Source organism: Helicobacter suis HS1 (assembly GCF_026000295.1).
GTDB lineage: Bacteria > Campylobacterota > Campylobacteria > Campylobacterales > Helicobacteraceae > Helicobacter > Helicobacter suis.
Map to the genome: position 1 here is coordinate 1,653,185 of NZ_AP026769.1, position 20,035 is coordinate 1,673,219.

Here is a 20,035-nt window from a genome sequence, read left to right on the forward strand (position 1 = left end):
TCAGCGTATTTTTTAAAATTTGAGGAGATCATGGTAGGTCGTTTATTTTTAGCGGTGATGCTGGGTTTAGAGCTTACTTTTGCAGCCACTTTGCCTCCTATTAAAGGCAGAGCTTTAGCGCTAACTAGCCATCCTTTAGCAGATAAAATTGGGCAAAAAGTTTTAGATGAGGGCGGTAATGCCATTGATGCGGCGGTGGCTATTGGCTATGCTTTAGCAGTGGTACACCCAGCAGCAGGCAATATCGGCGGAGGTGGGTTTGCGTTAATCCATTTAGCCAATGGCGAAAACATTAGCCTAGATTTTCGCGAAAAAGCGCCTATGAAGGCTAGTAAAAACATGTATTTAGACAAAAATGGAAGAGTGATTCCTAATTTAAGCACCGATGGCTATTTGTCCGCAGGGGTACCGGGCACTGTAGCGGGTTTAAGTGCGATGTTAGAAAAATATGGCACGCGTAAACTAGCAACTTTGATAGAACCAGCAATAGAGCTAGCCCAAAATGGCTTTAGGCTCACAGAAAGACAAGGGCAGACTATTTTAGAGGCAAAGCCTCGCCTTTCTAAATATGCCAGTAGCCGTAAATACTTTTTAAAAAAGGGAATGGTGTCTTATAAGGCTGGGGATTTACTCGTACAAAAGGATTTAGCTAAAACCCTTACTCTTATTAAAGATCAAGGCCCCTCTGCCTTTTATCACGGCAAGATAGCCGATCTCATCGTAGAGGACATGCGCAAAAATGGGGGGATCATCACTAAGAAAGATTTAGCTAGTTATAAAGTGGTGTGGCGCAAACCAGTGGTGGGGACTTATCGGGGTTATAAAATCATCTCAATGGGACCGCCTAGTTCAGGAGGCACGCATTTAATTGAAATTTTAAACACAATGGAAAATGCCAATATCCACGATTTAGGCTTTGGTTCGAGTCAAACAATTCATATCATGGCCGAAGCCGAGCGCCAAGCTTATGCGGATCGATCGGTTTACATGGGCGATCCAGATTTCATGAATATCCCGCTTGAAAAGCTTATTAGTAAAGCCTATGCTAAAAAAATCTATGAAAATATCAAACCTGACAAGGCCACCCCTAGTACACAAGTCCACCCGGGCTTAGGCCAACTCCATGAAGGGCAAAACACCACCCACTATTCAGTAGCTGATAAATGGGGGAATGCGGTGAGTGTTACCTACACGATTAATGCTTCTTATGGGAGTGCAGCAGCTATTAATAAAGCAGGCTTTTTACTCAATGATGAAATGGATGATTTTTCTATCAAGGCCGGCACGCCAAATCTCTACGGGGTCATAGGCGGAGATGCCAATGCTATTGAGCCTAATAAACGGCCTCTTAGCTCTATGTCGCCTACTATTGTGCTTAAAAATAATAAAGTCTTTATGGTGGTGGGTAGTCCGGGCGGGGCGCGTATCATCACAACGGTACTACAAGTGATTAGTAATGTTATTGATCATGGCATGAATATCTCGCAGGCTGTGGGGGCTGCGCGCTTTCATATGCAATGGCTACCAGATGAAATCCGCACCGAACCTTTTGGAATGGTAAAAGATGTAGAGGAAAATTTAGAGAAAATGGGCTATAAGGTTGTGGTTAAACCGGTGATGGGAGATGTGAATGCCATTGTTATTGATTCTAAAAGCCACATCATGTATGGGGCTCAAGATCCACGCAAGGAATTTTAAATGCAACAACATTTAGAAGGTTCTCTTTTAGAAGAAATTAGGGGTAAGGCGTGTGTTTTACAGGTGCTTGAAAATGAAGAACTAGGGCTAATAGGGCGTGTTAGCGGATCACAAGAGGCGTTATTTGTACAAAAGGATTCTTTTATGCAAAGCGAATTACTCGCCCATGTGGGGGCTTGCGTGCTTGTTGAGGGGCAAAATGCACTTGTAGTGGGGGGGTTTGATTTAGAGATGGCCTTTGAACTCTTTAAGCATGATTTGCAGGTGGATTTTGTGCAAGAGGAGTATAGGATTTTAGAAGCCCTCGCGCCTTTTTTTGCACATTTCCAAGAAACCCGCGATCACCCCCATTTTAAGCACTACAGCCAGATTTTAGACTTAGAGGTTAAAAAGTATGATCTGATCATTTCTCTAAGTCCACTGAATGCCCACCAAATAGATGGCTTACAACGCATGCTAAGCATGCAAGGGATTTTAATCTGCGCCTCTTACCACCCACTCTTAAAACAGCAAAATTTTAAAAACGCTTTAGAGGCGCTAGCGCCTTTTTTTGCAGTGATCATGCCCTTTTTTAACCCCTACTCTTTAACACCTGCTTATTTTCTCTTTGCCTCCAAACATTTCCACCCAGAGGCAGATATGATCTTACAAAAAATAGACATGCTTGAAGATCTCAGGCACTATAATGCTATGTTGCACCAAGCCGCCTTTGCCCAGCCTAACTGGTTTTATCCAACCTACAAAGGGCTTTTAAAGAATTGAAACATGCCTTTGTACTCACCGGAGGGATAGCCACAGGCAAGAGCACAGTAGGCAATCTTTTAAGTTTGCATGGGTTTAGTGTGCTAGATGCAGATAAAATTGCGCATGGACTCTTTGAAGCACACAACCAAGAGATTGCAAAAATGTTTATGGACAAGCAAAGTATTAGCCGTCAAGAGCTCGCCCCGCTTATCTTTAATAACCAAGAAGCCCGCGCCAAATTAGAGGCCTTTTTGCACCCCAAAATCCGCGAGCAAATGCTTAAAAGTGCGCAAGAATTAGAGAAACACAATAAGCCTTATTTTTTAGATATTCCGCTTTATTACGAAATTGAGGGGATTAAACATTATGGGATTTCTCAGATCGTGCTTGTTTATGCACCCAGAGCCTTACAAATAGAGCGCCTACAAAAGCGAGATAGCCATTTAAGTTTAGAACAGATAGAAAAGCGCCTAAGTGCCCAACTAGATATAGAGTTTAAAAAATCCTTAGCTCCATTGAGGCTAGCGAGGCGGTACGCATCGCCTATTTTGATACGGCACATCTCTTAGTTATCCAAAAAAATCTGCTGAGCTAATATTTGATACCAGATAGCAAACACGCCATAGCTGCCTATTATGTTTTAAGCACAGCAGAGGCAAGTTCTAATTTAGCGCGCTTTGATGGGGTGCGCTATGGCAGGCGTGCACAAGCCCATAACCTTAAAGAACTCTATATTAAAAGCCGGAGCGAGGGCTTTGGGGCGGAGGTGAAACGGCGCATTATATTAGGTAATTTTGTGCTCAGTAGCGGGTATTTTGATGCCTACTATCTAAAAGCAAAGCAAGCCCGCGCCTTTATCAAGGCTGACGGCTAACTTTTAATCGCGATTTGCTAAGATTAGAAAATTTTTACAATCTAAGGAGAAACATGCTAAGTCTCAAACAAGCCATGTCTTTAGGTGGCTCAGATTTAGAGCAACTCAAAAAAGAAATCAGCCAGAAAGTCCAAGAGAATTTAGAACTCAACGCCTACATCTGCTCCCCAGAGGCAAATACAGGAGGCGTACCCATTCTCATTAAAGATAACATTAATGTGGAGGGCTGGGAGATCACCTGTGCTAGCCGGATTTTACAAGGCTATAAAGCCCCTTATAGCGCCACCGCCATTATAAACTTGCAGCAAAATGGAATGTGTGCCTTTGGACGGGGTAATATGGATGAGTTTGCTATGGGTAGTACTAGCGAATCAAGTTTTTATGGGCCCGTGAAAAACCCTAAAGATTTAGCCCGCGTGGCTGGGGGGAGTTCTGGGGGTTGTGCGAGTGCTGTAGCGGGGGGATTAGCCATTGCTGCGCTTGGGAGTGATACAGGTGGATCGATTCGCCAACCGGCTAGTTATTGTGGCTGTGTAGGGCTTAAGCCCACTTATGGGCGGGTGAGTCGCTATGGTTTGGTTGCTTATAGTTCTAGTTTAGATCAAATAGGACCCTTAACCCAAAATGTAGAGGACTGCGCGCTTTTATTAGACGCCATTAGTGGATACGATCCACACGATTCAACAAGTGCCAAGTTAGAGAACCCTTTAACCTTTAAAAATCTCAATAAAGAGCGGCGTTTAAAAATTGGGGTGTTGAATAATTATTTAGAAGAGGCTAGCGAGGCGGTACGCATCGCCTATTTTGATACGGCACATCTCTTAGAGCAAATGGGGCATACAATCGTGCATCAAGAAATAACAGATAGCAAACACGCCATAGCTGCCTATTATGTTTTAAGCACAGCAGAGGCAAGTTCTAATTTAGCGCGCTTTGATGGGGTGCGCTATGGCAGGCGTGCACAAGCCCATAACCTTAAAGAACTCTATATTAAAAGCCGGAGCGAGGGCTTTGGGGCGGAGGTGAAACGGCGCATTATATTAGGTAATTTTGTGCTCAGTAGCGGGTATTTTGATGCCTACTATCTAAAAGCAAAGCAAGCCCGCGCCTTTATCAAGGCTGAGTACAACAAACTGTTTAAAGAAGTAGATGTTATTTTAGCCCCCGTAGCTCCAGATATTGCGCCTAAATTTAACGCCCATACTAGCCCCTTGCAGATGTATTTAAGCGATGTATACACCGTGGGAGTGAATTTAGCCGGTTTACCCGCTCTTTCCTTACCCGTAGCACAGAGTAAGGAGGGCTTGCCCATTGGCATGCAACTTATCGGGCGTGCTTTTGCAGAACAAGATATTTTAGATGTGGCCTTTGGTTTGGAGGAGGAAGTAGATTTTGTGTTTAAAGGAGAAGTATGCAAATAATTCAAAAAGCCTTGACTTTTGAAGATGTCCTTCTTGTGCCATGTTTTTCTGCTGTATTGCCCCAAGAGGTGAGTGTACACTCGCGTTTAAGCGTGCACATTGATTTAAATATCCCCTTTATTAGCGCGGCAATGGATACGGTAACAGAATACCAAAGCGCTATTGCTATGGCCAGATTAGGCGGTATTGGTGTGATTCATAAAAACATGGATACTAATTCGCAAGTAGCACAGGTTCTTAAAGTTAAAAAGAGTGAAAGCGGGGTGATTCACGATCCGATTTATATCTATGCAGACGCGAGTTTAGCAGAGGCTAAAGAGATTACAGATAATTATAAAATCTCAGGTGTACCTGTTGTGGATAAGGAAAGTAGGTTAATTGGTATCTTGACAAACCGCGATCTGCGCTTTGAAACAGATTGGGCTAAAAAAGTAGAGGAGGTGATGACTAAAGCCCCGCTTATCACGGCTAAAGCAGGCGTGAGTTTAGAGCAGGCTCAAGCCATCATGCACAAACATAAAATAGAAAAACTCCCCCTTGTAGATGAAAACAACATTTTAAAAGGGCTCATCACCATTAAAGATATCCAAAAGCGCATTGAATACCCACAGGCCAATAAAGATCATCTAGGGCGTTTACGGGTGGGTGCAGCTATTGGGGTTAAACAAATTGAGCGGGCGCGTGCTTTGGTTAAGGCTGGGGTAGATGTGTTGGTGCTAGATAGCGCGCATGGGCATTCTTTAAATGTGATTAAAACCCTAGAGGCGATTAAAAAAGAATTAGCCGTAGATGTGGTGGTGGGTAATGTCGTAACCGCACAGGCGAGTAAAGATTTAATCAATGCAGGAGCCGATGCGATTAAAGTAGGCATTGGTCCGGGGAGTATTTGTACAACCCGCATTGTAGCTGGTGTAGGTATGCCTCAGATGAGTGCAATTGATGCATGCTATCAAGAGGCAAGCAAACATAATATCCCCATTATTGCCGATGGCGGGATTAAATATTCAGGAGATGTAGCTAAGGCTTTGGCTGTGGGGGCGTCATGTGTGATGATTGGGAGTTTATTAGCCGGCACAGAAGAATCCCCCGGAGACATGCTCATCTATCAAGGACGCCAATATAAAAGTTATAGAGGCATGGGCAGTATTGGGGCGATGAGTAGGGGCAGTTCTGATCGCTATTTTCAAGAGGGGCTAGCCTCTGAAAAACTTGTACCAGAGGGCATTGAGGGGCGCGTGCCTTACAGGGGTAGGGTGGCTGATATTCTTTACCAGTTAGTGGGGGGTTTGCGATCGTCTATGGGTTATTTGGGCGCTAAGGATATTCCCACCCTCACTAAAAACGCCCAGTTTGTACAAATCACACAAGCCGGTCTTAAAGAATCCCATGTACACGATGTAGACATCACTAAAGAAGCCCCCAATTACCACGGATGAACCGAAATAAAATTTTTAGGGTAAAATACCCCCTTTTAAACCAAAAGATGAGGTTATTTGGATGGATTATTACGAACTTTTGGGTGTGGAAAGAAGCGCGAGTAAGGAGGCCATTAAAAAAGCCTTCAAACAGCTAGCCCGTAAATACCACCCTGATTACAACCCGGATAATAAAGAGGCAGAGGAAAAATTCAAACGCATTAGCGAAGCTTACAGCGTACTTAGCGATGATGAAAAGCGCCAAATTTATGATCGCTATGGCAAAGAAGGCTTAGAGGGTAGAGGTATGGGGGGATTTAATGATCTCTCAGATATTTTTTCTAACCTGTTTGGGGAGGATTCGATTTTTGGTAACGCCTTTGGTTTTGGCAATGCCACAAGGCAAAAACAATCCAAAATCCCTAAAGATCTGCGCATGCCCTTAAAACTTAGTTTTAAAGAGGCGGTTTTTGGCTGTAAAAAAACTATTAAACTAGACTATAAGACCCTGTGTTCTACTTGTCAAGGGAGTGGGGCTAAGGCGGGCAAATTAGAAACCTGTAGCAGTTGTAAAGGCAGAGGGCAGACTTTTATCCAACAGGGTTTTATGACCCTTTCTAGTACTTGCCCTAGATGCCATGGAAGCGGGGAAATTGTGGCAGAAAAATGCAGCGCATGTAAGGGGGAGGGCTTTAGCTTAGCCCAAGAGAGTTTTGAGATCAATGTGCCTGAGGGAATCGATCAACAAATGCGTATCCGCGTGTCTTCTAAAGGCAATGAATACAAAAAGGGCATGCGCGGGGATTTGTATGTGGAGGCGGTGGTTGGAGAAGATGAGCATTTTGTGCGCGATGGTAGCCAAATTTATATAGAGGTACCGGTTTTTTTTACCTCTATTCCACTGGGCAGTAAAATTATGGTGCCCTCCCTTAAAAAGGAATTAGAGCTACAAATCCCGCCTAATACAGGCGATCGCGCGCAGTTTGTGTTTAGAGGCGAGGGGGTAAAAGATGTGAATACGGGGCGTTATGGCGATTTGATCGCGGTGGTAAAAATTATCTATCCTAAAAAGCTAGAGGAGAAACAAAAAGAGCTCTTACTCAAACTCCATGAAAGCTTTGGCTATGAAAGCGAACCATATAAAAATGTCTTTGAGGTGTGTTATGGCAAAGTCAAACGCTGGTGGCAAGATCTCACCAAGAGCAAGGAGGCGTAGGGCTAGATTGCGCAGGGTAGGCTCTGCAATGTCCTATCCTATGATTATGGAACGCAGATTTACTAGAAAACTTTTGAATGCCTAGAGAAACGCTCCCCCTCTACCACTTCTTGCCTTTACACTCCCGCGCCTTAGCCTCGTTTAATTTTTAGGATTTGCTAGGTGTTGTTTTGTTATTTACGCTCACAAGGCTAACCGCGCTAGAATTAAAAAAGTCTTTTAGGAAAAATTTCATGAGCTTACTTTTTGGATTAGCATGCGTTTAAACTTTGACTTGCCTCCAATATAGGGCATATACTGCGTTAGTTTTGCAATTTTAAACCCACACTCTAACACACCATTTAAAATAGGATTGGTTGACACTGCAAAGGGTAAATCGTAGTCGTTAGGGATATAGCTATTATCCACGAGTAAAGTCCCGCTATCATCAAATCTTTTATACACATCAGGAATCTCCTCAAGGGGGACAAACTTTAGTCTAGCATTATTAACTCTATTTTTAATGGAAAAATTAGTAAAAAATGCCCTGCTGCGCGCACTAACTGGCGTTTAGGGGTAAGAAACCAATCCACACGGGTATACCCTTTCCTCTCTACTTTGTGGGCAAAATAGGAAATGCGTAGCTTTTTCTTAGCGTAGCTTTTTCTTAAGTGAAGCTTTTTTTGAGTAAACTTCCCCTTAGCATAGCTTGTAGTAAAGCTTTTAGCATAGCTTTCTCTTAAGCTTTTATAAACTCTCTTAAGCTTTCATAAAAGCAAACTTTAACTTTCTTTGTAACTTTGCCACACACAAAAGCTTAGTGTGCTTTATTTCATGCGCTCCCTCTTTGGTGAAAATATAACCTTTCACTCCTGCATTAAATAAATCCTGTTGGCTACCATAATGGGTGCAAATGAGTTTTTTAAGCTTTAATCTAAAGAAATGCCTTAAAAAATACAGGGCAAAAGCAGATGAATCTGTATAGTCTCTCCTCTCTCCTATAGCATCATCGCAGTTACAAAACACAACTTTATCTTGCCATATTTTTAAAGGATAGTTTGCTAACTCAACGAAGTTTTTGTTTCTTGACCACTTCTATCCTTTAAGCCAACATAAATAAGAACATTTTTTGTTGTTTTGGCTTATCATTTTATTAAAGGAAAAACATGGCGTGGTGATGGGCTTGACTTCTTGTTTTTGCTTGGGTGGCTTGCTACTAACCTTAGCGATAAAATGTGCATGCGCGCTAATAAAGCTAACATAGGTTTCAAAAAGACTTGGGTTAAAAAAATAAATCTCTGAGGGGACCTGCTCTCTTAAATGTGCAAACGCGTTTTTCATATCTTGCTCAATTACGCGCATGTTAGCAACCTCACATGTAAAAAGATAGCTATAGGTCTGCTCACTTGACTTACCTGTGATGTGGTTATATTCTTTCAGCCGCCTCTCTAAATTATTTGTAATACCTATTTTACACTTGCTCTTTTCTAGGTTGGATTGGACTATGTAGAGATATTGTTTCATGCGCTTCCTAAAGGTTTAAAGAAAAAGTTCTTTAGCATTTTAACACACACGAAGCACTGATAGATTGATAGATTAATGAGTATAAATAGCTATTAGTTTTTTAACAATCCCCCGCATCACCCTACTTTCCCACTCTTGCAAAGAGCAGTATCATCGGCGTTAGAGAGCTTGACTTCCAGGTTCGGGATGGAGCTGGGTATTTCCTCTCTACTAGGGACACGGGAGAAAAAAGCGTAGCTTTTTCTTAGCGTAGCTTTTTCTTAAGTGAAGCTTTTTTTGAGTAAACTTCCCCTTAGCATAGCTTGTAGTAAAGCTTTTAGCATAGCTTTCTCTTAAGCTTTTATAAACTCTCTTAAGCTTTCATAAAAGCAAACTTTAACTTTCTTTGTAACTTTGCCACACACAAAAGCTTAAATTGTTTAAAACTTTGGGTATTGAGATCAGTCTGCCAAAGGTAATGTGTGCGCATCTAGTGGGATTGCCACCTTTGAGAGCGAAGTTTATAACCTTTATAGACAAGGGCACAGTACCGCTAGCTGTACCTTTAATTTTGATGGGCATAGAACCTTGATTTGAAAACCTATTTCTAGATAAATCCATAAGGGCTACCCTCTACTATAGCTTTTAAATAACGCGCTTATCTGCTACTTCTTAGTCTAAACGAAGTTTTTGTTTCTTGACCACTTCTATCCTTTAAGCCAACATAAATAAGAACATTTTTTGTTGTTTTGGCTTATCATTTTATTAAAGGAAAAACATGAAATTTATTTTAGCCCCCGATTCTTTTAAAGAGAGCATGAGTGCTAAAGAAGCGGCTGAGGCCATGCAAAGAGGGATTAAACGGGCAATGCCTGAGGCGCTTTGTGTGCGCGTGCCTATGGCTGATGGAGGTGAGGGGACTTTAGAAAGCTTATTAGAAAGCAGAGACGCAGAGAGGGTTTTAGTAGAGGTAAAAGATCCGCTTATGCGCAAAGTGCAAGCAAGCTATGGGATTTTAGAGGGAGGTAAAAGTGCTGTGATTGAAATAGCACAAGCAAGCGGCATTCATTTAGTAGACAGAGAGCAAAGAAACCCACTTATAGCAAGTTCTTATGGAGTAGGTGAGCTGATTAAAAACGCGCTAGATAGAAAAGTTAAGCATATTTTAATCGGACTTGGAGGGAGTGCAAGCAATGACGGGGGCGTGGGGATGTTAAGAGCTTTGGGGGCGCGCTTTTTAGACAAAGAGGGCAAAGAGCTAGAAGAAGGCGGTGCAGCGCTGAAAAATTTAAATCACCTTGATTTAAGTGCCTTAGATTCCCGGCTTAAAAGTGTGGCTATTGAGGTGGCTTGCGATGTGAATTGTGAATTGGTAGGAGAACAAGGGGCTTCTATGATCTTTGGGGCACAAAAGGGGGCTAGTGCAAGCATGATTAAAGAGCTAGATACAGCCTTAAGCCATTATGCACAAACAATTGTAGCTGGAGCGGGAGCAGCTGGTGGGCTTGGAGCGGGGACTTTGCTTTTAAATGCCCATTTACAAAAAGGAATTGATCTAATTATCAAGCACACACAATTAGAGGAAAAGATTAAAGGAGCGGATTTTGTCTTTACAGGCGAGGGGAGTATTGATTATCAAACTCTATTTGGTAAAACCGCTTTAGGGGTATCGTTGGTGGCACAAAGGGCTAAAGTACCTGTGGTGGTTTTTGCGGGCAATATTGGCAAGGGAGCGGAGGCTTTATATGATTATGGAATACGGGCTATGTTTGGGATTCTCCCCGGGGTGTGTGATTTAAAACAAGCCTTAAAAGAGGGGGCTATTAATTTACAGAATACTACTGAAAATGTTGTGCGGCTTATTGGAGTGAAGCGTCCAAATGCTAAAGATATTTAAGTTTGCTATCTGTGTTACCTGTAGGGAGGTTTAGTTTTCACTTTGTGCCCCCTATAGTTATAGATTTTACAGAATTTAAGCCACCAACACATTCTCTAAGATCAAATCGCATAATCTGGGTCATACTCCCCGCGCGTTAAGCTAGCAGATTAAGAGAATCATCATAGGCTAGCTAGCTAGCGGCGGTCTCACAGCCTCTACTCTTTAGAGTTGAGCCCTTACTCTGACAATTGTAGTACAAAAACTTTTAGCACACGCCTTAATCGCTTTAGCTAAAGCTTGCGGGCTTTAGCGCGTAATCGGTAACTTTTTAGTACTCCCTGCCGTAATATAGATGTGTACGGGTGTTGTACCAAAATAGTAGCACTTGTCCGCCCGCTACGCAAATGATAAATAATTAAAAAGGGATTAGCTATTTTTAAGTTGTTCTAGGCGTTCTTTTTTCGTTCCAATTTCAGTAATCTGGATACCAAAGTTGCCATCTACAATCACCACCTCGCCCTTAGCAATCACCTTATCATCTACTAAAATTTCTAAAGGATCATTGACCATTTGGTTAAGCTCAACTACACTACCAATATCCATAGAAACAACATCTTTTAAAATCATCTTTTTTTGCCCAATCCGCACCCTGACATTGAGTTTAATATCTAAAAGCATATTAATATTGCGGATTTCAGTCTGTTCTAGGGGGTGATCGCCATCTACATGATCGTTATTATGCTGTACCACTGGGATATTTGGCATAGCTGGGCCTTGGATAGGCTTAGAGATATTTTTGATAACTTCTTTTTTCTTAAAGGTTTCAATAAAAAGCCCGCCGCAAAAAATAAAGAAACTAGACTGGATCTGATCTAAAGAAAAACTAAATTCAAATCCATCGCTATAGGGGTCTAATAAAGAAGCATCATGGGCAAAAACCGCCCCCTCTATCTCAAAACTTAGTTTAGGTAGTACTTCTTGGGATTTTAAAGCCGTTGTAAGCGCTCCAAATACATTAGAGCCAATTTCTTTAATCGCATCTAAATCATCTGGTTCTAAGGTTTCTTTACTTTTCCCTTCACCTCCTACCATTAAATCTGCTAGAGCTGTAGCCATAGGAATGGGGATAGCTAGGGTGATGGTTAAATTAGTATCTGCGATATGAACATTAATTGAAGCGTTATTGACAAAGATAAAATCCCCAACAGAAATTTCACTTTTAAGTGCCACTTCAGGAACTTTACCTAGTAAACCGCCAATGGTAGAAATAAATTCCTGTGTAAAGAGTTTTAAGAAATCATCAATCATTCTTCTTCCTCCTTAATATTGCCGATTTTGATTTTGCGTTGGTTTTCTAGCACTTCTAAGATTTCTTTAACGCGATCTTTTTCTGTTTGAATCACTTCTTTAATTTGGATAGTTTTACGATACCCCTTATACCCCACAGTGGCTAAGTAGCGCTCTTTTTTATCAATATTAACCACCACCACATCATTAGCCACTTTATTTAAGCGAATCGTATCCCCCACCACTAAATCTAAAACCTCCTTCAAAGTTAATTGTACGCCCCCTAAAAAGGCCGCTACATCTACACTAGCCCCCCCAACTAGAGCCTGCAATTCCTTATTACGGCTCTTTTTAGAACTCGTCTCAGTAAGCATCACATCGCGATTGCCCATTTTAGATAAAATCCCCTCAATAGAAATCACCGGATAACACAAGTTCATCATGCCACGGCTATGCCCGATGACAATTTCCATAACCACCATGATCACAATCTCATTTTGTGCCACAATTTGTACCACATTAGCACTTGATTCTTTAGCATCAATGGTTGGGTAAAACTCTGTAACAGGACTCCAAATTTCTTTTAAAATCTGCATCACCTGTTTTAAAATTGTATCTAAGAGGTTTAACTCAATATCGCTAAATTCGCGCATTTGATCATAAGCGCTCCCCTTACCCCCTAAAAGTCTATCAATCATAGGAAACACAATACTAGGGTTAACCTCTAATACCCCATTGCCCCCTACTGGTTTCATAGAGAAAACATTAAAACTAGTGGGGCTAGGTAAACTCATTAAAAATTCCCCATAAGTCATTTGATCTACGCTGTGTAGTTGAATCTCTACAATGCTACGCATAATGGCTGAAATTTGACTAGAAAGACTTCTGGCCATTTTGTCATGGATACTTCTAAAAGAGCGCAACTGTTCTTTACTAACCCGATTGGGGCGCTTGAAATCATAAAGTGTAATTTGCTTTTGAGGAATGATCTCGCGTTTTTGAATCGTGCTAACATCATCGCCCTCATCAACCACTTCTAAAAGCGCATCGATCTCTTCTTGACTTAAAATATCAGCCATGCATGTCTCCTAGAGATTTACGGATTTTTTTGATCACCTCTTTAATGATTTGAGAAATACGCGATTCTGTAATGCCTAAAATTTCTCTAATTTCGCTTAAATTTAGCTCTTCAAAAAAATACAGCTGGATCACCAACTGCTCGCGATCAGACATCGTTTTTAAAATCATCTGGGTTGCTTCTACTAGCTCTTCAAATTCTAATTTTTTAGTCATCGTGTCTTGTTCAATCGCATTAAATTGCTCATCTATAGGCACATGGACATAAATATCTGAAGCCACTTTTGCATCGCGGATTTTAGAAATATCCTCCCCTAAAACCTCAGCCAAATACGCATCATCGGGTTCTTGCCCGTGCACATTATAATACTTAGAAATTTCATGATCGATATTTTTAATGAGTTTACGCGAGGAGCGCGACACCACATCTAAAGAGCGCAAATAATCAAGCATCGCCCCATTCACCCGTGTTTTAGCATAACCCCAAAAAGAATCATTAAGCGCCACATCATAGCGTCTTGAAAGTTTGATTAATTCCTCAGTTCCGGCAGAAACTAGATCGTTAAAATCTACAGAACTAGGCAAGCGCTCTTTAAGACGAAATGCCATAGATCGCACGGCGGGTAAATATTGAATGGCTAATTCATTCTGGGAGTTTTGGATATGGACATCGTAAGGTGCGCTTTTTTTATGGATATCGCCCACGCCTTAATCCTCATTGTACTCGTAGTTGCGTACATAGTTGAGTAGATCTTCAATCTCTCTTTCACGCTGTACAAATTCTTTATTAAAATAGACTAATTTACGCTCTAAATCTGCTTTGTTTAAAAGTTTTTTACGCGGAGAGACAAACCCCATATAAATAGAGGCAAAAAATAAAATAATGAGATAAAACCCCACAGTAGAAGTAAGAGTCCCAAATAAAATATACTCGGGTTGATCAAATTTTAAAAGCGATAAAATCAGACCGATAAAAAACCCCCCCACAATGGAAAAATTTACAAAGTTTTCTAATTTCATGCTACACCTCACAAGTACCGCAATAGACGCTTGAAAAACCCAATGAAATTATCCTTAGGGGTTTCTAGTACGCCTTGTTCTATTTTCATTGTTAAAATCTTGACGATTTGGTTCATAGAAAAGGAAAATGCGTTAAAGGGTTCGCTTTTACAAAGTAGTTTGCGATCTTTAATGGATCGTTTGACGGCATTGTTATTTTGGATATAGCCCAAGTAATTTAAAGTCATGTTAGGGATATTTTCCTTAGCCACCCTTTGGATACCGCCAAAAATTTGTAAACCCTTCTCAGCTGAATCAACCATATTAACGAGTACAAATGCATCATCTTTAGTTTTAGAATTAACTTTAATCGTGGTATAGGCATCTGTAATGGCTGCCGGGTCCGAAGTGGTGATCACAACCACACAATCGCTAGCCCGTAAAAACGCCTGAGTAAACTCCCCAATGCCTGCCCCTGTATCAATGATCATATTCCCGCATTTTAACCGGCATAAGCTCTAAACTAAGGCGCATGATCTCATCTAAATGCACTTTAGCCATGCCACTTACTTTAGCCAAACGGTAGATTTCAGCAAACTCATTCTTCAATAGGATAAACTACTTCGCTAAAATGCGCCTCACCACGCAAGGCGTGTAAAATATTTTTAGTGGTTTTAATGCCAAAAATAATATCTAAATTGGCCAGACCAATATCAGCATCTAAAACCCCTACTTTATAACCAGCTTTAAATAAACTGTAGGCTAAATTAGCGCTAATTGTGGACTTACCCACCCCCCCCTTGCCACTAGTGATGGCTACAAATTTAGTCTTGCCCCGTTTGTTAAAAATACTTTGCGGTTCCATGATGTGTTCTAGACCACTCGCTTGATTTTGTTTCATGCTTTCACCCTACCCGGATGGATAAATCCATCTAGCATGCAATCTACCAAATAATCGTTACTAGCTACGAGTAAATCCATCGGCACTTCCTGCCCAATGGAAAGATAGCTAATGGGTTTTTTACTTTCATAGACCAAAGAGAATAAATTCCCAAACCCACGACTTTCATCTAATGCAAGTTTAAGCGCCTCTGCTGTGGTTTCCCCGCTATAGGTATAGAGTTTCATATCTCTTTCCATGCTAGGCGTTGTAAAATTAAAGGAATGAGTATAGATTCTCTATGCGCCCACTCTGGATGGGGGAGAGTAAGATAGGGCTGTTTATAGATCAAATCATTATAAAAAATGAGATCAATATCTAGGGTTCTGGGTGCATTCTAAAGCCTGCATTTCTCTATCAAAATCTTGGGTATCCATAACCGTTTCAATGCTAATTTTCATCTTTTTAGCATACCACACGAGTTGTTCAACCGCTCCAGTTATAAAAATCCCGCTAGTCAAAATCGCCAAAGGGCGGGTTAAGATAGAGCGGGGAGGAGTGCAAACAAGAAAAAGCCTTGTGTTTAGCAAAATAACGCCATAGCGATTCAAAAATTTTTAGGGAGTTGCCCATATTGCTCCCAATAAGCCCTCATGGCGGCAATAAATCATCTTACGCAACACTTCTCTAAAATAGCGCTTCACCGTAACAGAGTTTTCCCGCATTTTAACCGGCATAAGCTCTAAACTAAGGCGCATGATCTCATCTAAATGCACTTTAGCCATGCCACTTACTTTAGCCAAACGGTAGATTTCAGCAAACTCATGGGGAATGATAAAATTTTGTTCTTTTTCCTCACTCCAAACCATGTTTTGAATAAGTTTTAAATTATCGTTGATTTTATTAAGTTCGCCCTTGATAGAGTGTAACGCCTCATCTTGCTTTTTAGGGTTTTCTTCTAAACGCTTTTTAGCGTCTAATAAACTCGCTTGTGCGATTTTTGCTAACCCTTCAGAGGCATTTAAAGTATCTTGTTTTTCTTGGGAGTTCTCTTTTTCTACTCCGGCTAATTTGCGCATCTCTTTAATGGTCTCTGAAAGTTCAACCGCAACGCTATCTTGCGCATCTTCTTTAGTGGGTTGGCGGATATTTTCTAATCTTTGTTGTACATTGTTATTTTTAGGCGCTTCTTGATCCACTGCCACCACCACCTCATAAAGTCCGGGCTGGGTTAGGGTTTTTTTGCGGATCTCTTTAGCCTTTACCACTAAGGCATTATGGCCATGCTCACTCTGGGCAAGTTTAAGCGCCTCTGCTGTGGTTTCCCCGCTATAGGTATAGAGTTTCATATCTCTTTCCATGCTAGGCGTTGTAAAATTAAAGGAATGAGTACAGATTCTCTATGCGCCCACTCTGGATGGGGGAGAGTAAGATAGGACTGTTTATAGATCAAATCATTATAAAAAATGAGATCAATATCTAGGGTTCTGGGTGCATTTTTAAAAGCCCTTTGTCGTAATCTGCCCCAACGGCGCTCTAAATAAAAGATAAGCCCAAAGAGTTGACTAACCCCCCATTTAGTTCTAAAAGAGAGGGTTGCGTTATAAAAATCCCGCTGGTTTATATAGCCAAAGGGCGGGTTAAGATAGAGCGGGGAGGAGTGCAAACAAGAAAAAGCCTTGTGTTTAGCAAAATAACGCCATAGCGATTCAAAAATTTTTAGGGAGTTGCCCATATTGCTCCCAATCCCTAGTACCACGATATTTTTTAAGCGTTCTGTGCGTTGGCATTTTCTGGGAAAAAAAGCAGAGTACACCACGGTGCGCATCGCTCCATTAAAGAATTACAGCCCTTGCATGCTGCATCACCACTAGATCCTCAATCCGCACGCCGTACTGACCGGGGATATAAATACCCGGCTCAATAGAAAAAACCATGCCCTCCTCAATAATGGTTTCACTCCTAGCAGAGATAAAGGGCAATTCATGAATATCTAAACCAATGCCATGCCCTGTGCTATGAGAAAAGAATTTCCCATAACCTGCCTTTTCAATCACACCCCTAGCTATTGCATCAATTTCTTTACCTGTCATGCCCACTCTTGCGCGTTCAATGGTGCTTTCTTGTGCTTTGCGTACGATGTCATAAATCTTTTGTAATTCCTTATCTTTAAAGGACTGCTCTTTATGAAAACCAAAATCATGGGCAAAAAAAGCGCTACGGGTGCAATCAGAACAATAGCGCTTATATTTAATCCCCATGTCTACTAAGAGCAAATCCCCATGCCCTAATGGATCTAAACTAGGCAATGCATGGGGTTTGGCTGCATTGGCATTAATCGCAACAATGGGCTCAAAACTTAAATCAAACTCCCCTATACGGGTTAAAAACTCCTTGACTTTGAATTGTAAAAAGCGTTCTGTACATTCTGTTTTATCTTGTAAAAAATGTGCAAAGTGATCAAAGGCCTCTTTGTTGAGTTCTTGGGAGCGTTTGATAAGGGCAATTTCATCTGGGTTTTTAATAATGCGTTGTTTTCTATGATAATCCGGCTCAGCGATGAGTTTAGTAGCGGTCAAATTAGCCTCTAGGCGCTGATAAACCTGCAAGCTAATTTGATTTGAATCAAAGTATAATTCTTTGATCCCCTTAGATAAATTAAGCATTTCACCCCATAAATCTGTAGCTTCTATTACCTCAGCGTTGCAGATATTTTGGCGTGCCTCTAAAGTGTAGCGCGCATCGGTGATAAAAAACGCTCGATCTTGCAATTGCAAAAAAATTCCATGATCACAACTATAACCGCAGGCAAAGTATTGGGCATTTTCATCGGTGGTGAAATGCGCCAAAATCACCCCTTAGCTTCAATAGATTGCTGGTTAGCCTGACTCTCTTTAATTGCTTTAATTTCAGCAAAAATTTGCATCATCGCAATCATAGCCACATGGTAGCCAAAAGCCCCAAAACCAGTAACCACCCCTGCACTCACCGCACCGGTATAAGTATTTTTACGGAAATCCTCGCGCGCAAAAATATTAGTAAGATGTACCTCAACAACGGGCATATCAGCTAACATGATCGCATCAGCAATGGCAATAGAGGTATGGGAGAACGCCCCGGGATTGATAATAATCCCATCGCAATCACTCCCCACACATTCTTGGATTTTATCAATGATTTCGCCCTCAAAATTGCTTTGGAAAAACTCCAATTCCAGATCATTTTGTTTGGCAAAGTCCTCCATTTTTTCATGGATTTGCTCCAAAGTTACAGGCCCATAAAGTCTAGGGTCTCTATGTCCTAGCATGTTTAAATTAGGGCCTTGGATCACTAAGATTTTCATACTAACTCCTTTAAAAATAAGGCTTTGATTATAGCATAAAACCCATGCCTACAAGTTTTAAAGCGTAAAATTGCCCACGATTTTTTGTAAGTTTGTAGCGGTGATCTCTAAAGCACTAATCTCTTGAGCATTACTTGCCATAGAAGAAGAAACCTCTGAAGCCATGCTAGCAATCTCTTGGATTTTTGTAGCCATCTGCTTAATTTGATCGTGCTGTTGTTTGGAGTATGACACGACATTTTTAACATTGCCTAAAGAATTGGTGGCTTTATCATAGATAGTTTGTAAAGCTAAGACCGCACCGTCTACATATTCTTGGCTTTTTTTGATCGTATTAACCATGCTTTCCATACTCGTTGTTGATTTTTTAGTCTCCTCTTGGATCAACTGGATAATGTGGTTAATCTCTTGGGTGGCCTGACCCGTGTGTTCGGCTAATTTGCGGATTTCATCAGCCACCACTGCAAAGCCCTGCCCGTGTTCGCCCGCTCTAGCTGCTTCAATAGCTGCATTAAGCGCAAGTAAATTAGTTTGATCGGCAATTCCTTGAATGAGTTCAGCACTATTCCCAATCGTTTTAGCATGCTCATTGAGCGACTGGATTTGATTAGCCGATAAAGCCGCTCCTTCTCTAATGCCTTCCATGCCAGAGGCCATATCCTCAATAGACTTTTTACCCTTTTCGCTCAAATCCACGCTTTGTAAAGAATTAGCTTCCGTTTGCCCTACAATGGTTTGTATTTCCTGAATACTTTTTTGCACTTCCTGCATGGAGATCATGAGTTCTGAGGCCATATTTTCCTGTTTAGTTGTTTTTTCTTTAGAAACACCGGAGAGATTAGAGACAGAAAGAGATTTTTGAGAAATTTCATCTGAGGATTGGCTAATTTGTTTGATCATATGTGTAATAGAGGTTTGCATCTCTTGAATGCTATCTAAAGCGCTACCTTTAAATAGAGTAGTAATGGGTTTTGAAAGATCGCCCTTTGCAATGGTGGCTATCACTTCTTTAATCTGCACAGGTTCAGCCCCTAAAGAAGCCTTGATATGGCGGGCGATGAAAAAAGCAATTGTCATACCAATAGCAATCATGATCAAAGTCATAGCCAGCATGAGAAAACTAAAACGATTGGTGATTGCAACGGCTTTTGGGGTGAGTTGTTGGTTTACATGTTCTTCATAGTCAATAAATCCATTGACAGCTGCTAACCACTTGGTAAAATCATGGGCTAGGTGATCTTGTAAAACTTGGGTAGCGGCCTTTTCGTTATTTTGGCGTTTAAAAGCGATGATTTGTTGCATTTGGGGTAAAATCACCGCCTCGATCTTATCAACATCTTTGGCAAGCTGTTGTTCGTGTTCACTGACATGAGCACTCAAACGAGCAAGCATTTCTTCTAAACTGGTTTTATTGTGTTGGTAAACTTGATTAAGTTTGTCAATTAGTTGGATTTGTTGGTTAAGATGGGCGCTATCTTGGGCTAAAATCACATCACGGATTGCGATGGCTCGATCGTGCACACTACCACGCATGTTAATCGCGTAGCGTTGTTTTACGGCGTTATAGTCGGTTAATTCTGTAAGAATATTGCGCACAATACCGATTCTAACCACGCCCACAGAAGCAAGCACAACCATTAAAAGCATGGTAGCTACAAATCCCCCAAAAAGCTTTTGAGAAATACTAAGATTATTCATTAGCTATAGCGCCCTCTCTTAA

17 protein-coding genes, 1 rRNA gene and 5 pseudogenes are annotated in these 20,035 nt (G+C 41.2%); 9 read left to right on the forward strand and 14 right to left on the reverse strand.

The genetic code is table 11. The features are described from left to right. Nucleotides 1–30 precede the first annotated feature (30 nt). The 7 genes and pseudogenes from ggt to dnaJ all read left to right on the forward strand — a co-directional run bounded on the left by ggt (nt 31) and on the right by dnaJ (nt 7,368). Nucleotides 31–1,698 (forward strand): gamma-glutamyltransferase, encoded by a 1,668-nt coding sequence (gene ggt, locus OO773_RS09200; RefSeq protein ID WP_370413155.1) that lies wholly within the window; start codon nt 31–33, stop codon nt 1,696–1,698. After that, nucleotides 1,699–2,460: a spermine/spermidine synthase domain-containing protein gene (locus OO773_RS09205; RefSeq protein ID WP_006564052.1), complete on the forward strand. Its 762-nt coding sequence runs from the start codon at nt 1,699–1,701 to the stop codon at nt 2,458–2,460. It abuts the gene before it with no gap. Continuing rightward, on the forward strand, nt 2,457–3,011 hold the full coding sequence (gene coaE / locus OO773_RS09210) for a dephospho-CoA kinase (RefSeq protein ID WP_264828558.1): 555 nt from the start codon (nt 2,457–2,459) through the stop codon (nt 3,009–3,011). The genes OO773_RS09205 and coaE overlap by 4 nt, the downstream gene beginning before the upstream one ends. A 53-nt stretch (nt 3,012–3,064) precedes the next feature. After that, nucleotides 3,065–3,304: pseudogene (locus OO773_RS09215) on the forward strand (amidase family protein); the annotation flags it as partial. 65 nt (nt 3,305–3,369) lie between these two features. Beyond that, nucleotides 3,370–4,737, forward strand: coding sequence for an Asp-tRNA(Asn)/Glu-tRNA(Gln) amidotransferase subunit GatA (gene gatA / locus OO773_RS09220; RefSeq protein ID WP_034375788.1), 1,368 nt, complete (start codon nt 3,370–3,372; stop codon nt 4,735–4,737). Next, nucleotides 4,728–6,173, forward strand: a complete 1,446-nt coding sequence (gene guaB, locus OO773_RS09225; protein ID WP_006564049.1) for an IMP dehydrogenase — start codon at nt 4,728–4,730, stop codon at nt 6,171–6,173. The genes gatA and guaB overlap by 10 nt, the downstream gene beginning before the upstream one ends. A 61-nt stretch (nt 6,174–6,234) precedes the next feature. Continuing rightward, entirely contained in the window at nt 6,235–7,368 is a 1,134-nt protein-coding gene (gene dnaJ, locus OO773_RS09230) for a molecular chaperone DnaJ (protein ID WP_006564048.1), read from the forward strand. A 231-nt stretch (nt 7,369–7,599) separates the two neighbouring features. On the opposite strand, the gene OO773_RS09235 is transcribed toward dnaJ, so the two are convergent. From OO773_RS09235 to rrf, 4 genes and pseudogenes are all read right to left on the reverse strand, one after another. After that, the gene (locus OO773_RS09235; protein WP_034377062.1) at nt 7,600–7,812 is read right to left on the reverse strand and encodes a hypothetical protein; all 213 of its coding nucleotides are present in this window, start codon (nt 7,810–7,812) and stop codon (nt 7,600–7,602) included. 353 nt (nt 7,813–8,165) lie between these two features. After that, nucleotides 8,166–8,415: pseudogene (locus OO773_RS09240) on the reverse strand (adenine-specific methyltransferase EcoRI family protein); the annotation flags it as partial. Between the two features lie 27 nt (nt 8,416–8,442). Further along, nucleotides 8,443–8,871, reverse strand: coding sequence for a GIY-YIG nuclease family protein (locus tag OO773_RS09245; RefSeq protein WP_264828560.1), 429 nt, complete (start codon nt 8,869–8,871; stop codon nt 8,443–8,445). 108 nt (nt 8,872–8,979) lie between these two features. Further along, nucleotides 8,980–9,095, reverse strand: a 5S ribosomal RNA gene (gene rrf, locus OO773_RS09250). A 235-nt stretch (nt 9,096–9,330) separates the two neighbouring features. Between rrf and OO773_RS10160 the strand changes: the two are divergent. Continuing rightward, a pseudogene (locus tag OO773_RS10160) lies at nt 9,331–9,442 on the forward strand (BglII/BstYI family type II restriction endonuclease); the annotation flags it as partial. Nucleotides 9,443–9,628: 186 nt separating this feature from the next. Next, a complete protein-coding gene (locus OO773_RS09255; RefSeq protein WP_006564393.1) occupies nt 9,629–10,747 on the forward strand; it encodes a glycerate kinase family protein in 1,119 nt (372 codons plus the stop codon). 408 nt (nt 10,748–11,155) lie between these two features. Here the strand turns inward: OO773_RS09255 and fliY are convergent, their stop codons facing one another. The 10 genes and pseudogenes from fliY to OO773_RS09330 form a co-directional block, all read right to left on the reverse strand. Continuing rightward, nucleotides 11,156–12,037, reverse strand: a complete 882-nt coding sequence (fliY, locus tag OO773_RS09260; protein WP_006564392.1) for a flagellar motor switch protein FliY — start codon at nt 12,035–12,037, stop codon at nt 11,156–11,158. Continuing rightward, the gene (fliM, locus tag OO773_RS09265) at nt 12,034–13,095 is read right to left on the reverse strand and encodes a flagellar motor switch protein FliM (protein WP_006564391.1); all 1,062 of its coding nucleotides are present in this window, start codon (nt 13,093–13,095) and stop codon (nt 12,034–12,036) included. Before fliM ends, fliY begins: the two co-directional genes overlap by 4 nt. Next, a complete protein-coding gene (locus OO773_RS09270) occupies nt 13,088–13,798 on the reverse strand; it encodes an RNA polymerase sigma factor FliA (protein WP_006564390.1) in 711 nt (236 codons plus the stop codon). The genes fliM and OO773_RS09270 overlap by 8 nt, the downstream gene beginning before the upstream one ends. A gap of 3 nt (nt 13,799–13,801) precedes the next feature. Next, nucleotides 13,802–14,113, reverse strand: a complete 312-nt coding sequence (locus OO773_RS09275; RefSeq protein WP_006564389.1) for a hypothetical protein — start codon at nt 14,111–14,113, stop codon at nt 13,802–13,804. A gap of 8 nt (nt 14,114–14,121) precedes the next feature. Next, a pseudogene (locus OO773_RS10165) lies at nt 14,122–14,993 on the reverse strand (P-loop NTPase). After that, nucleotides 14,990–16,321, reverse strand: a pseudogene (locus OO773_RS10170) (flagellar biosynthesis protein FlhF). The pseudogenes OO773_RS10165 and OO773_RS10170 overlap by 4 nt, the downstream one beginning before the upstream one ends. Then, entirely contained in the window at nt 16,318–16,800 is a 483-nt protein-coding gene (gene folK, locus OO773_RS09315; RefSeq protein WP_006564386.1) for a 2-amino-4-hydroxy-6-hydroxymethyldihydropteridine diphosphokinase, read from the reverse strand. The pseudogene OO773_RS10170 and the gene folK overlap by 4 nt, the downstream one beginning before the upstream one ends. A gap of 7 nt (nt 16,801–16,807) precedes the next feature. Beyond that, nucleotides 16,808–17,827, reverse strand: a complete 1,020-nt coding sequence (locus tag OO773_RS09320) for an aminopeptidase P family protein (protein ID WP_006564385.1) — start codon at nt 17,825–17,827, stop codon at nt 16,808–16,810. After that, the gene (gene aroQ, locus OO773_RS09325) at nt 17,824–18,315 is read right to left on the reverse strand and encodes a type II 3-dehydroquinate dehydratase (RefSeq protein WP_006564384.1); all 492 of its coding nucleotides are present in this window, start codon (nt 18,313–18,315) and stop codon (nt 17,824–17,826) included. Before aroQ ends, OO773_RS09320 begins: the two co-directional genes overlap by 4 nt. A gap of 57 nt (nt 18,316–18,372) precedes the next feature. Then, nucleotides 18,373–20,013, reverse strand: a complete 1,641-nt coding sequence (locus tag OO773_RS09330) for a methyl-accepting chemotaxis protein (protein ID WP_040499185.1) — start codon at nt 20,011–20,013, stop codon at nt 18,373–18,375. Between the last annotated feature and the right edge of the window lie 22 nt (nt 20,014–20,035).